The 12,396-nt window shown below is 68.9% G+C and carries 13 protein-coding genes; 11 read left to right on the top strand and 2 right to left on the bottom strand.

What is annotated here, in order from left to right:
• Nucleotides 1-8: 8 nt before the first annotated feature.
• On the bottom strand, nucleotides 9-938 hold the full coding sequence (locus tag AAHG09_RS03530; protein ID WP_342105382.1) for an NAD-dependent epimerase/dehydratase family protein: 930 nt from the start codon (nucleotides 936-938) through the stop codon (nucleotides 9-11).
• Between the two features lie 401 nt (nucleotides 939-1,339).
• Between AAHG09_RS03530 and AAHG09_RS03525 the strand changes: the two genes are divergently transcribed.
• The 6 genes from AAHG09_RS03525 (at nucleotide 1,340) to AAHG09_RS03500 (ending at nucleotide 7,965) form a co-directional block, all read left to right on the top strand.
• Nucleotides 1,340-2,809, top strand: coding sequence for a UbiA family prenyltransferase (locus AAHG09_RS03525; protein WP_342105381.1), 1,470 nt, complete (start codon nucleotides 1,340-1,342; stop codon nucleotides 2,807-2,809).
• A gap of 32 nt (nucleotides 2,810-2,841) precedes the next feature.
• Complete coding sequence (locus AAHG09_RS03520) at nucleotides 2,842-4,188, top strand: FAD-binding oxidoreductase (protein WP_342105380.1); 1,347 nt, start codon at nucleotides 2,842-2,844, stop codon at nucleotides 4,186-4,188.
• Between the two features lies 1 nt (nucleotide 4,189).
• The gene (locus tag AAHG09_RS03515; RefSeq protein ID WP_342105379.1) at nucleotides 4,190-4,924 is read left to right on the top strand and encodes an SDR family oxidoreductase; all 735 of its coding nucleotides are present in this window, start codon (nucleotides 4,190-4,192) and stop codon (nucleotides 4,922-4,924) included.
• Nucleotides 4,925-5,243: 319 nt separating this feature from the next.
• The gene (locus AAHG09_RS03510) at nucleotides 5,244-6,140 is read left to right on the top strand and encodes a glycosyltransferase family 2 protein (RefSeq protein WP_342105378.1); all 897 of its coding nucleotides are present in this window, start codon (nucleotides 5,244-5,246) and stop codon (nucleotides 6,138-6,140) included.
• 538 nt (nucleotides 6,141-6,678) lie between these two features.
• Nucleotides 6,679-7,305, top strand: coding sequence for a class I SAM-dependent methyltransferase (locus AAHG09_RS03505; RefSeq protein WP_342105377.1), 627 nt, complete (start codon nucleotides 6,679-6,681; stop codon nucleotides 7,303-7,305).
• 162 nt (nucleotides 7,306-7,467) lie between these two features.
• On the top strand, nucleotides 7,468-7,965 hold the full coding sequence (locus AAHG09_RS03500; protein WP_342105376.1) for a thermonuclease family protein: 498 nt from the start codon (nucleotides 7,468-7,470) through the stop codon (nucleotides 7,963-7,965).
• A gap of 6 nt (nucleotides 7,966-7,971) precedes the next feature.
• On the opposite strand, the gene AAHG09_RS03495 is transcribed toward AAHG09_RS03500, so the two are convergent.
• Complete coding sequence (locus tag AAHG09_RS03495; RefSeq protein WP_342105375.1) at nucleotides 7,972-9,093, bottom strand: AI-2E family transporter; 1,122 nt, start codon at nucleotides 9,091-9,093, stop codon at nucleotides 7,972-7,974.
• 303 nt (nucleotides 9,094-9,396) lie between these two features.
• Between AAHG09_RS03495 and AAHG09_RS03490 the strand changes: the two genes are divergently transcribed.
• From AAHG09_RS03490 to AAHG09_RS03470, 5 genes are all read left to right on the top strand, one after another.
• Nucleotides 9,397-9,705 carry an acyl carrier protein gene (locus tag AAHG09_RS03490; RefSeq protein WP_168427441.1) on the top strand — a complete coding sequence of 103 codons (309 nt, stop codon included), beginning with the start codon at nucleotides 9,397-9,399 and terminating at the stop codon, nucleotides 9,703-9,705.
• Between the two features lie 25 nt (nucleotides 9,706-9,730).
• Entirely contained in the window at nucleotides 9,731-10,198 is a 468-nt protein-coding gene (locus tag AAHG09_RS03485) for a 3-hydroxyacyl-ACP dehydratase FabZ family protein (RefSeq protein ID WP_342105373.1), read from the top strand.
• Nucleotides 10,195-11,322, top strand: a complete 1,128-nt coding sequence (locus AAHG09_RS03480) for a beta-ketoacyl-ACP synthase (RefSeq protein ID WP_342105372.1) — start codon at nucleotides 10,195-10,197, stop codon at nucleotides 11,320-11,322. The genes AAHG09_RS03485 and AAHG09_RS03480 overlap by 4 nt, the downstream gene beginning before the upstream one ends.
• A 356-nt stretch (nucleotides 11,323-11,678) precedes the next feature.
• Nucleotides 11,679-11,888 carry a cold-shock protein gene (locus AAHG09_RS03475; protein WP_091715064.1) on the top strand — a complete coding sequence of 70 codons (210 nt, stop codon included), beginning with the start codon at nucleotides 11,679-11,681 and terminating at the stop codon, nucleotides 11,886-11,888.
• A gap of 107 nt (nucleotides 11,889-11,995) precedes the next feature.
• Nucleotides 11,996-12,364, top strand: coding sequence for a DUF6481 family protein (locus AAHG09_RS03470; protein WP_342105371.1), 369 nt, complete (start codon nucleotides 11,996-11,998; stop codon nucleotides 12,362-12,364).
• Nucleotides 12,365-12,396: the final 32 nt, after the last annotated feature.

Here is a 12,396-nt window from a genome sequence, read left to right as displayed (position 1 = left end):
TCGGGCCCTCAGAATTGCAGCGCGATCTTGGAATAGACCGGGTGACGGAACGTCTCGTCGAACGCGCTCGCCAGCGGCGTCGCCCGCACGCCGAAGATCTTCGGCCAGTCGATCACCTCGAACACGTCGGGGGTCGACAGGGCCTTGAGCTGCTTCTCGGTGAACGGCGGGTTCTTGCTGAACAGCCCGTAGACGCGCAGCAGAAGCGCGAACAGTTGGTAGGGGATGCGCACGATCTGGGTGCGCGCCCGGGTCGCCCGCTTCATCTCCCGGACGAGGTCGATGTAGTCGATCCGCTCCTGGCCGGTGATGTTGTAGGCTCCGGTCATCCGCCGTTCCACCGCGGCGACGATGACGTTGCAGAAATCGCCGACATAGAGCGGCTGACGCAGGTAGCGGCCCGAGCCGGGGATCGGGAAGACCGGCATCTTCTCCATGAAGCGGGCGAGCCAGCCGACATGCTTGCGGTCGAACCAGCCGAACATCAGCGTCGGCCGCAGCACGATCTGCGGGATGCCGGTGGCCAGGACCAGGGCCTCCTGCGCCTTCTTGGTCTCGGTGTAATCGTCGACCGCCAGCGAGTTCACGACCGACGAGGAGATGTTGACGAGGTAGGGGACGGCATGGGCCTTGGCGGCCGCCATGACGCGCTCGCTGGCCGTGATGTTGTTGCGGACGAACTCCTCCGACACGAGCCCGCCGATCTGGGCATGCGCGTGGACCAGGGCGTCGAGCCCGGCGAGCTTGTCCTGCCAGCCGTCATCGACGGCGAGGTCCGCCACGATCACGTCCACGTCGGGATGGTGCTCCTTCAGGATCGCCGCGTTCGCGGCCGCCTTGTCGATCACCACGATGTCGGTGAAACCGCGCGCCTTGAAGCGCGGTATGAGATTCTGACCGACGAGGCCCGCACCGCCCGTGATCAAGACACGTCTCATTCGCGAAAATCTCTCGATACAAGTCGCAACCCGCGGGACCTCTAACGAATATACCCCCAATCAGCAAGGACGCCCGTCGGGTCGGAACACCGATATTAAATTATGTTTCAAGGCATTATCGTTACCGATGCGACCAGAAGCGGTTAGAACGTGTATAGAATTGGCTGTGTCCCGCCCGCCGCGCGGTTAACCAAGGCCGTGGCGAGGTTCTCTCAGTTGTTACCGCGCGCATCGCCGGGCGCTATGGCCGGTCTCGCCGCCCGTCCGAGCCTTGACATTCTTGGTCTGCCAAGTTCACGTATTTTCCGTCGTACGGCCATCCAATTTTCCACTAACTCGGCGGGAAGATTGTAGGAAGTGACCTCTATAACAGTAGGACACCACTTGTTGAGAGTGCCCGCATGAGCGTCGCGAGCGCCGCGATCCGGGATGCGGGCACGAGCGACGTCCCGCTCGTGGTCGATGTCGACGGCACGCTGATCAAGAGCGATCTTCTCTACGAGTCGGCGCTCCAGTTCCTGGCCCGCTTCCCCCTCGAGGCCTGGCGGCTGCCGCATTGGCTGTTCACCCAAGGCAAGGCCGAGCTGAAGCAGCGCCTCTCCGAGCGCGCCGACCCGAGTATCGCCACGATCCCGCTGCGCGAGGAGACCGTGGCGCTGATCCGGACCGCGCAGGCGGAAGGGCGCCCGGTCTACATCGCCTCCGCCTCCGACCGACGCCTCGTCGAGGCCCTGGCCGAGCGGGTCGGCGGGATCGCCGGGGTGTTCTCGACCGAGGGGGGCGTCAATCTGGCCGGCGACGCGAAGGCCCGGCGCCTCGTGGCGGCGTTCGGCGAGAAGGGCTTCGACTATGTCGGGGATGCCCCGGTCGATTTCCCGGTCTGGCGGGCGTCGCGCAACGTGCTGGCGGTGGCGCACGGCGGCGATTTCTCGCAGAAGGTGCTGGCGGCTTTCCCGGGGGCCCGCATCGTCACGGAGACCCGGGTCCAGCCCCGCGACGTGGTCCTGGCGCTGCGGCCGCACCAATGGGCGAAGAACGCCCTGGTCTTCGTGGGACTGGTCACCGGCCACCATTTCGATGCGGCGAGCACCTTCGCGTCGCTCCTCGCCTTCGTCTGCTTCTGCATGGCGGCGTCGAGCGCCTACCTGATCAACGACCTGCTCGACCTGCCGGCCGACCGGATCCATCCGCGCAAGTCCCGGCGGCCCTTCGCGTCGGGCGCGGTGCCGGTGCTGTACGGGGTCGTCCTGGCGGCGATCCTCGCGGTCGGGGCCTTCGTGCTCTCGTTCGGGCTGCCGGCGAAGTTCAGCCTCGCGCTGCTGATCTACCTCGTTCTGACGCTCGCCTACTCGTTCTACCTGAAGCGCCGGATGATGATCGACATCGTGGTGCTGGGCGGCCTCTACGCGATCCGCGTCTTCGGCGGCGTCGCCGCCCTGGGCCTGCCGCAGACGCCCTGGCTGCTGATGTTCTCGCTGTTCCTGTTCACCAGCCTCGCGATCGTGAAGCGCTGCTCCGAACTCACGGCCAGCCTTCCGGGCGAGGGCCGGCCGGGCGAGACGAAGAAGCTCGCCGGCCGCGGCTACGCGGCGGAGGATCTGCGCGTCCTGTTCCCGTTCGGCGCGGCGGCCGGCTACGGCTCGGTCTTCGTCTTCGCGCTCTACATGTCGAGCCCGGACGTGGCGGCGCTGTACACGCATCCCAACCGGCTCTGGCTGATCTGCCCCCTGCTCATCTACTGGATCAGCCGCATGTTCCTGCTCTCGAACCGGGACCAGCTCCACAGCGATCCGGTCGTGTACGCGCTCACCGATCGCATCAGCCTCGCGACCGGGGCCTGCGTTGCGGCCGTGCTGGCGATCTCCATCTGAAACCCCGGGTTCCCCGAATCGAGGTCTTGGCCGTGCCTGAACCCGACCGCACGCGCGTCCCGCTCACCGGGTGGGGACGCTACCCGCGGCGCGACTGCGACGTCGCGGCGCCGACCGACCCCGCCGCCGCCGCGGTCGCGCGCGCGCCGGCCCGGCCGCTCATCGCCCGCGGCAACGGCCGGTCCTACGGCGATGCCAGCTTCGGCCCGGGCCTGACCGTCGACATGCGCCGGCTCGGCCGGCTCATCGCCTTCGACGAGGCGACGGGGGAGCTGACCTGCGAGGCCGGCGCGCTGCTGAGCGAGATCGTGGCGGTGTTCACGCCCCGCGGCTGGTTCCCGCCGGTGACGCCCGGCACCAAGTTCGTGACCGTCGGCGGCATGGTGGCGTCGGACGTTCACGGCAAGAACCATCACGGCGCCGGCTCGTTCTGCGACCACGTCCTCTCGGTCCGCCTCGCGCTCGGCGACGGCACCATCCTCACCTGCTCGCAGGCGGAGAACGCGGATCTCTTCGCCGCCACCTGCGGCGGGATGGGGCTGACCGGTACCCTCCTGACCGTCACGTTCCGGCTGATCCCGGTGCGCTCGTCGAAGATCCGCCAGGAAACGGTGCGCGCCCCCGATCTCGCCGCCGCGATCGACATCTTCGAGGCCGGCGCTGCGCATACCTACTCGGTCGCCTGGATCGATTGCCTCGCCTCCGGCGCGAATCTCGGCCGGTCCGTCATCATCTTCGGCGAGCATGCCGAGCCGCAGGATCTCGACCCGGCCGAGCGGGCCACGCCCTTCGCGCGGCCGGCGCCCCGGGGCAAGCGCGTGCCGGTCGACTTCCCCACCGTGGCGCTCAACCGGCTCTCGGTGTCGCTGTTCAATCAGGTCTATTACCGGCTGCAGAAGCCGGGCCGGAAGGTGGTCGACATCGACCCCTACTTCTACCCGCTCGACGCCATCCAGGACTGGAACCGGATCTACGGGCGCCACGGCTTCGTGCAGTACCAGTGCGTGCTGCCCCTGGAGACGAGCCGCGACGGGCTGACGGCCCTGCTGACCGAGATCGCCCGGGTCGGACAGGCCTCGTTCCTGGCGGTGCTCAAGCGGCTCGGGCGCGAATCGTTCGGCTATCTCTCGTTCCCGCGCGAGGGCTATACCCTCGCCCTCGACTTCCCGGCCAATGCCGAGACCTTCGCGCTCCTCGACCGGCTCGACCGGATCGTCGCCGAGGCCGGCGGCCGGCTCTACCTCGCCAAGGACGCGCGGATGCGCGCGCCGATGCTGCGCGCCGGCTATCCCCGGCTGGAGCAGTTCCATGCCGTCCGGCGCCGCTACGGCCTCGACGGACGTTTTCGATCGGCCCTGTCCGATCGCCTGGAGATCTAGCGTGACGCCAAAGTCCGTCCTCATCCTCGGCGCGCGTTCGGATATCGGGCGGGCCGTCGCCCGGCGATTCGCCGAGAGCGGCGCCTCGGTGACCCTCGCGGCCCGGCGCGCCGAGGCTCTGGCCGACGATCTCGCGGATCTGCGCATCCGCTACAAGGTCGCGGCCGAGGCCGTGGAGTTCGACGCCACGGATGGCGGAGCCGAGCGCTTCTTCGACGGGCTGTCCGCGCTGCCGGACGTGGTCGTCATGGTGGTGGGCCTGCTGGGCGATCAAGCGCAGAGCGAAGCGGATCTCGACGCCGCGAACGCCGTCATGGCGGCCAACTACACGGGGCCGGCCTGCTATCTCCTGGCCGCCGCCCGGCGGATGGGCACGCGCGGCAGCGGCTGCATCGTGGGCATCAGCTCCGTCGCGGGCGACCGCGGACGGCAATCCAATTTCGTCTACGGCTCGGCCAAGGCGGGGTTCACCGCCTTCCTGGCCGGGCTGCGCAACCGCCTGTTCAAGAAGGGCGTGACCGTGGTCACCGTCAAGCCGGGCTTCGTGGCGACCGCCATGACGGCCGGCATGAAGCTTCCGCCCGCGCTGACCGCGCAGCCGAGCGAGGTCGGGAACGCGATCTTCACCGCCGTCACCAAGGGGCGGGACGTGATCTACGTCCGGCCGATCTGGCGGCTGATCATGACGGTGATCCGGAGCGTGCCGGAGCCCGTGTTCAAGCGTCTCTCGATGTGAGCGACCGCGCGCGGACGTGCCGGCCGGCCGTTTGCGGGGCTCGGATGAGCATGGGCCTCCGCACGATTCGCGGCTTGATAAATCCGGGCCATGCCGTAAGCCCTTCCCCGTCGCGCGGACCGAAGACTGCTGGAGACTCGATCTCCTGCGCGCCGGGACTTGTTCTCCCGCCGGGCAAGAGGCTCCAGACCCGCGCACGACACTTTCAAATCGTCTGCTCTTCGGGGCGGGGATTGCCGGAAGGGCGATGATCATCGTGCCGCACGCCGCGTCGAGGCCCGTCGGCCTCGTGGCGTGAGGCTTGAGAGAGAGACGCGTGATGACCCGCCTGTTCGTCGGCATTCCGAGCGCTGGTCGGAAGGGAATCCTGAGCGATACGCTCGCGCATCTCAGCCAGCAGGTCCGGCGCCCCGACAGGGTCATCCTCTGCACGCCGGACGATGAGGATTACCAGACGCCGGACTTCGACCGCTCGCTCGACCTGACCCACATCCGGGCGACGAAGGGCTCCTGCTCGCAGCGGAACGCGATGCTCGACCTGCTGAAGGACGAAAGCGGCATCCTGCTGATCATCGACGACGATTTCTTCGTCCACCACCAGTATCTCGACGCCATCGAGACGATCATGCGGGCGCGGCCCGATATCGCGCTGGCCAACGGCCACATCATCCAGGACGGGATCATCGGCCCCGGCATACCGGTCGCGGAGGCGAACCGGATGCTCGACGAGACCCCGGCCGATCCCACGCGCCCGGCGACCGTGCGGGACAAGATCGTCGGCTACGGGTGCAACATGGCGATCCGCCTCGAACACGCGCGCGATGTGCGGTTCGACGAGAATCTGCCCCTCTACGGCTGGCTGGAGGATGTTGATTTCTCGCACCAGCTCAGCCGATCGGGCAAGATCGTCGACGTGTCCGCCATCTCGGGCGTGCATCTCGGGATCAAGATGGGCCGGACCCCGGGCAAGAAGTTCGGATACTCGCAGATCGTCAACCCGATCTACCTGATCCGGAAGGGGAGCATGAAGCCGCGCCACGCCCTGTTCCTCATGGCCCGCAATATGGGGATGAACGTGACGCGGAGCGTCTCGCCAGAGCCCTACCTCGATCGCCGCGGCAGGCTCTACGGCAACCTGCTCGGGTTGCGCGACATCATCCGCGGGCGCATCAACCCGCGCGCGGTGGCCCTGCTGGACCAGCCGCGGCCCGGCTAGGTGCGGGCCGGGGGTCGTTCCGGTTGGACCGTACGCGCACGCGGCACGCCTCTTGCGCACCGTCGTTCTGAGGGTCGAAACCACAGAGCCGAGGCGTTTCCTCGCATCTGGGTCCGTGTGTCGACGCCTGTCCGGCTCAAACCACCCAGGGGTGGAGGTATTGGCTGCCACCGGCGGATCGCCTGCCGCGGGATCAAGCACGTCCCCTGCGGCCGTCCTTGAGACGATGCGGCGTATCAGGATCGATAGCCGTTACTCATCATCGCGAAACTGTTGATCAAAGAAATTGCCGCCTTTGCCCATCGAGCAAGTCATGGGCTGCTGTCGGGTTGGTTCCGGTCCGCGTAGGTCGACGCTGGACGACGCGTTCAGCATCGACTGCCCATCCTGCCGCTCACGCACTTCGTCTGTCGATTCACATGAAGGTAGTCTCACACATCGCATTGTCGTGGCCCGGAAATTCATATTCGCGTTATAGCGGCATCGCCTGATCGGTCGTGGTAAGACCGCGCCCGGTTCAGGGTACTGGAGTGATTGGATGGCCAACGTGGATGTCGCCGACAGGGTGTCCGGTCTGATGGGGGGGCGGGATCGGGTCCGGTCGCTCCTCAACAGATTCGGCTACGACACCACGGATTGGGTCCGCGTCGTCATGTATCGGGAGTGCTTCTCGTTCATCGAGAGCCTCTCGCCCGGCACGCTGGACACCCTCGAGATCGCCGCCGGCCCGCAATGGAAGCGCCGGTTCCAGTTCAAGTCCTACACGGCGGCCGATTACCCGGCCTTCGACATCTGCGAGGATCGGCTCGACCGGAAGTTCGACCTCATCATCGCCGATCAGGTGTTCGAGCACCTCAAGTGGCCGCAGCGGGCGGGGAAGAACGTCTTCTCCATGCTCAAGCCCGGGGGCACCTTCATCGTGACGACGCCGTTCCTGATCCGGCTGCACGACAGTCCGATCGACTGCTCGCGCTGGACCGAGACCGGCATGTCCTACCTCCTGCAGGAATGCGGTTTCGAGGCGCAGAACATCAAGACCGCCTCGTGGGGCAACCGGGCCTGCGTGCGCGCCAATTTCCGCCGCTGGCCGCGCTACGGCTGGTACAAGCCGCTCCACAACGAGAAGGATTTTCCGGTGACCGTCTGGGCGTTCGCGCGCCGGTAATCCCGTGCGCCGCATGGCCGATCCGAGGTGGACGCAGCCGCGTCTTGTCAAATTCGCCACATTGATCGGCGAGCGTGGGCCCCTCGTCAGGCGCGTGCCGGCAACCTCGGGCCGATGGCCTGTTGCCGGCACGCGCCCGCCGCCACCGTGGACAGTTTCGTGATGATCAGAACGACGCTCGCCTTGCTCCTCCTCTGCGGTCCCGCAGCCGCGGCAGGAACGATCAGCGGCCCGGCGACCGTGATCGACGGGGATACGATCGAGGTCCAGGGCACCCGCCTCCACCTCTACGGCATCGATGCACCCGAGACCGCCCAGAGCTGCGAGACCGCCAAGGGCCGCGAATACCGCTGCGGCCGCGACGCGGCGCGGGCCCTGCGCGCCCGGATCGGCGCCGCGCCCGTGACCTGCGAGCGGCGGGAGCCGGCCGTCGCGGGCCGCCTCGTCGGCCTCTGCCACGTCCACGGGGAGGACCTGTCGGCCTGGATGGCGACCCAAGGCTTCGCGCTGGCGAGCCGCCACCTGACCACCGCCTATGTCGCGCAGGAGGGCCATGCCTGGGCCACCCGCCGCGGGATCTGGGCCGGCACCTTCGAGAAGCCGGCCGACTGGCGCAAGGACCGGCGCCGGGTCGAGGCCTCGGCCGTCGCGGACGAGTAGGGCCGCTCAGGCCTTCTCGTCGTGGCCCTGGGTGAACTCCCGCCACAGCAGCACCAGGGCCGCCATGACGGCCGGGCCGACGAACAGGCCGAGCAGCCCGAAGGTCTCCACGCCGCCGAGGATACCGAGCAGCACCCACAGGAACGGCAGCTTCGTGGTGCCGCCGATCAGGGCCGGGCGCACGAAGTGGTCCGCCACGAAGGTGACGACGAGGCCGGCCGCCGCCACCACGAGGGCCGCCTTCGTGGCGCCCGCCGCCACCAGCAGCAGCGCCGCGATGGCGATGGCCAGCGCCGCGCCGAACGGGATCATCGCGGCCACCGCCGTGAAGGCGCCGAGCAGCACGGGGTGCGGCACGCCCGCGAAGTAGTAGACGATCCCGAGCAGGACGCCCTCGCCGAGGCCGACGAGGACGAGGCCGTCCACGGTGCCGTGGATCGACGCCACCATCTGGCGGGCGACGCGCTCGCCCCGCGGCCCGAACAGCTTCTGGCAGGCGGTCAGCGACTGGTCCCGCACCGTGCGCCAGTCCCGGAACAGGAAGAACAGGGCCACGAGGCTGAAGCCGAACAGCACGATCCGCCGGACGATCTCCCGCCCGAGATCGCGGGAGGTGCCGATCACCGAATGATTCTCGAATCGGTGCAGGAGGTCCGTGCCCGCCTGTGCGTGGTTGAGATTGTCGTTCCACCATGCGGTCGCCTGCGCGGCGCCGTAGGGCAGATGCTGGAGGAATTCCGGGGCCGGGATGCCGTTCGCCTCGGCGTTGCGCACGAACTCGGCCACGTCGTGGGCCTCCCGCGCCGCCTGGACGCCCAGGATCGCGAGCGGGGCGAGGAACACCAGCGCCACGGCCGCGGTCATCAGCGAAGGCAGCAGGAGGTTGTGCTTGCCGGGCGGGAAGCGGCGCTCCAGCCGGTTGTAGAGCGGGAACAGGGCGATCGCGAGGACGACCGCCCAGGCGAGCGCCGGCAGGAACCGGTGCAGGATCCACAGGCCGAGGGCCGAGAGCGCCAGGACCAGCAGGACGCGCGCCGCCCCCTGCGAGCGGGCCCGCTCATGCGGCGGGAGCGGCGGCGCCTCCGCGATCCGCGCCGGCGGGCGCGGGGGTTTGGTGATCGGTGGCATCCGTCTCAGTCTCCTCGGAACGCGGCCGGCATCCCGCCCCTCAGCTAGGGCCGAGGGGACGGAAGCGGAACGGCTGCCCGCAGGCGCCGCGACGCGTGCCTGTGGATCGCCGCTGAAACGCCGGTCAGCCCGCCAAGGTTGCCGCCCCTGACACCCTCGTGTAGAGGTCGCCGCCATCCCACGGGGCCGCGTATCGGGACCCGTAGACGCTGAGGGTGGTCGCGCGGGGCGTGCCGGACTGTCCGGTGGCGAAGGGGGCTTCCCGCCCGACCGATCCGGAATCCGTCCAGCCCGCGAGAAGACATGTCCGACGAGCCCGCACACGGCAGCGCCACCTTCGAGCGCGTGGCCGACATCATCGCCGAAACCGCCGACATCCCGCGGGAGAAGATCACCCCCGAGAGTCACGCCATCGACGACCTCGGCATCGACAGCCTCGCCTTCCTCGACATCGCCTTCGCGGTCGACAAGGCCTTCGGGATCAAGCTGCCGCTGGAGCGCTGGACCCAGGAGGTCAACGAGGGCAAGGTCCCGGCCGAGCAGTATTTCGTGCTCAAGAACCTGTGCGCGCGCATCGACGGCTTGGTGGCCGAGAAGGCCGCCAAGGTCTGACGCGAAGCCGGCTGATCGTCCCGCCATGCGCCTCGAATATTTCGAGATGATCGACTCCGTGCGGCTCCTCGACCGGGCCGCCGGACGAATCGAGGCGCTCGCCCGGGTGCCGCTGGAGAGCCCGGTCTTCGAGGGGCACTTCCCCGGCCATCCCCTGGTGCCCGGCGTGCTCCTGACCGAGACCATGGCGCAGGCCTCGGGCTACCTCGTGCTCGCCCATCTCGACTTCACCCGGATGCCGTTCCTCACCGGGGTCGACAAGGCGCGGTTCCGCTCCTTCGTCGGGCCGGGGGCGGACCTCGTCGTGACCGCGAGTTTGGAGCATGACGGCTCGGGCTACGCGGTGACCAAGGCCGCGATCAGCCATGACGGCAAGGCGCTCTGCGATGCGGAGCTGCGCTTCCGCACCATGCCGTTCCCGGACGGGCTCGACGGGCCCATGCGGGACCGCGCCCGGGCGATCGGCCTGTTCCCCGATCCGGTGCAGCCGTGAACCGCCCCGTCGTCGTCACCGGCCTCGGCCTCGTCTCCTGCGCGGGCGAGGGGGTGGACGCCCACCTCGCGGCCCTCGACGCGGGGGCAGCGCCCCGCACCGACACCGAGACCTTCGCGCCTTATCCGGTCCATCCGGCCCCCGCGATCGCCTGGGACGGCCAGATCCCCAAGCGCAGCGACCAGCGCCAGATGGAGGCATGGCAGCGGCTCGGCGTCTACGCGGCGGGCCTCGCCCTGGATTCCGCGGGGGTGAAGGACGACGCGGCCTTCAAGCAGGCGCTTCACCTCGTGGTGGCGGCCGGCGGCGGCGAGCGCGACTACGCAGCCGACGGCGCCATTTTGACGGGCCTGCGCGAGGCCGAGGATCCGGGCGCCTACCTGAACGAGCGGCTGCAGAACGACCTGCGTCCGACCCTGTTCCTGGCCCAGCTCTCGAACCTGCTCGCCGGCAACATCGCGATCGTGCACGGGGTGACGGGGGCCTCGCGGACCTTCATGGGTGAGGAGGCCGCCGGCGTCGACGCCCTGCGGATCGCCCAGGCGCGGGTGGCTTCCGGCCAGATCGACGCGATCCTGGTCGGCGGCTCGTACAGCGCCGAGCGGCCCGACGTGCTGGTGATCCACGAGATGGGCGGCTTCCTCGCCCGGGACGGATACCGGCCGGTCTTCCAACGCGGCGAGGCCGGCGGCTTCATCCTCGGCAGCTGCGCGGCCTTCCTGATGCTCGAGTCGGAGGCTCATGCCGCCGCAAGGGGCGCCCGCGCGCTCGCCCGCCTCGACGCGGTGGCGAGCGACCGGACCCGACGCGCTGCGGGCAGCGTCGCGGCGAGCCTCGAAGCCCTCTGGCGGCAGGCGGGCGTGTCGGCGCCCGAGCGCGTCCTGTCCGGCGCGACCGGCGTCGCGCCGATCACCACCGAGGAGCGGGACGCGCTGATGCGGCTCGCGCCCGGTCGCCGTCTGACCGCCTTGGGTGACGTGATCGGCCATGGGCTCGAAGTGGTGGCGCCGTTCGGTGCGGCCGTCGCGGCCGCCCTCGTGGCGTCCGGCCGCGCCCGCGAGGTGGCGGTGACGGCCGTGGGGCATCGCCGCGGCGAGGGTGTGCTGCGCCTCGGCCCGGCTTGAGCCGGCTGCGCCGAGGCGGGCCAAGTGACGATCCCTAACCATAGGTTTCAAGCTCGGCCGCTGCGTAGAAGTCCCGCCGGCCGCCGCTCAATCGACCGCTCCTGGGGCGATTGTCGCGGTCTTCAAGCCTCGAATGCCCACTCGACACGGCTGCCAAGCGCAAGAAATATTTCTCCGCGCTTGCCATGAAACCGCGAGCGGTCTAATAATACGGGATCGGCACGTGTCCGGATATCTTGGACCGTTACGCCTTCGCAGGGCGGTTCTGACTTTCCTATCGCTATCGGTCGATACCGGCGTTAGCCCTTATGGGTTGATGCCTTCTCTCACTATGCCTGCGAAGATCAAGGACTTCCATGAGCACCGGAACCGTCAAGTGGTTCAACGAGACCAAGGGCTACGGCTTCATCCAGCCGGATGACGGCGGCAAGGACGTGTTCGTCCACATCTCCGCCGTCGAGCGCGCCGGCCTGCGCAATCTGGCCGAGGGCCAGAAGGTCTCCTACGAGCTGGAAACCGACCGCCGCAGCGGCAAGCAGTCCGCCGGCCAGCTCCAGACGGCCTGATCTTCGGCCGAACGTCTGTCTTCGAAGCCGCTCCCCCCAGAGCGGCTTCTTCGCATATAAAATCCCTCGGGACGCCGGCCGTCGCCGCGTCCGATTCAGGAGTGTCTGTGAGCTTTCCCAACAAGCAGGGCGTCGCTGATCGCCTTGAGACGGCCGCCAAGGCGCGGTCCGAGATGCTGGCCCGGTTCCGGGCGCGCCCGTCCGCCGACGATCCGGAAGTCCTCGCCCGGCAATCGGCCCGCCGCGCCGTCGTCGATGCCCGCGAGGCCCGCGCCGCCGAGCGCGAGGCCCAACGTCAGGCCGAGATCGCCCGTGCGGCGGCTCAAGCCGAGGCCGACCGCCTCGCCGAGATCGAGCGCAAGCACGCCGAGCAACTCGCCGCGCAGGAGCGCGCCAAGGCTCTGCAGGCCGAGCAGAAGGCGCAGCGCGATGCGCGCTACCTCGCCCGCAAGGCGAAGGCCCAGAAGAAGCGCTGAGGCGCCGGCGCATCACCCCCGTCGCAGGAGCC

Origin of the sequence: Methylobacterium guangdongense (assembly GCF_038442355.1) — a bacterium.
In the GTDB taxonomy this organism is placed as follows: Bacteria; Pseudomonadota; Alphaproteobacteria; order Rhizobiales; family Beijerinckiaceae; genus Methylobacterium; species Methylobacterium guangdongense.
Note: the sequence above shows the minus strand (reverse complement) of the source record. Positions and strands in the feature narration are given on the sequence as shown.

Excerpts from the sequence above, each read along its gene's own strand:
- AAHG09_RS03530 (WP_342105382.1), bottom strand. The coding sequence starts at position 938 with ATGAGACGTGTCTTGATCACGGGCGGTGCGGGCCTCGTCGGTCAGAAT.
- AAHG09_RS03525 (WP_342105381.1), top strand. The coding sequence starts at position 1,340 with ATGAGCGTCGCGAGCGCCGCGATCCGGGATGCGGGCACGAGCGACGTC.
- AAHG09_RS03510 (WP_342105378.1), top strand. The coding sequence starts at position 5,244 with ATGACCCGCCTGTTCGTCGGCATTCCGAGCGCTGGTCGGAAGGGAATC.
- AAHG09_RS03505 (WP_342105377.1), top strand. The coding sequence starts at position 6,679 with ATGGCCAACGTGGATGTCGCCGACAGGGTGTCCGGTCTGATGGGGGGG.
- AAHG09_RS03500 (WP_342105376.1), top strand. The coding sequence starts at position 7,468 with ATGATCAGAACGACGCTCGCCTTGCTCCTCCTCTGCGGTCCCGCAGCC.
- AAHG09_RS03495 (WP_342105375.1), bottom strand. The coding sequence starts at position 9,093 with ATGCCACCGATCACCAAACCCCCGCGCCCGCCGGCGCGGATCGCGGAG.
- AAHG09_RS03490 (WP_168427441.1), top strand. The coding sequence starts at position 9,397 with ATGTCCGACGAGCCCGCACACGGCAGCGCCACCTTCGAGCGCGTGGCC.
- AAHG09_RS03485 (WP_342105373.1), top strand. The coding sequence starts at position 9,731 with ATGCGCCTCGAATATTTCGAGATGATCGACTCCGTGCGGCTCCTCGAC.
- AAHG09_RS03475 (WP_091715064.1), top strand. The coding sequence starts at position 11,679 with ATGAGCACCGGAACCGTCAAGTGGTTCAACGAGACCAAGGGCTACGGC.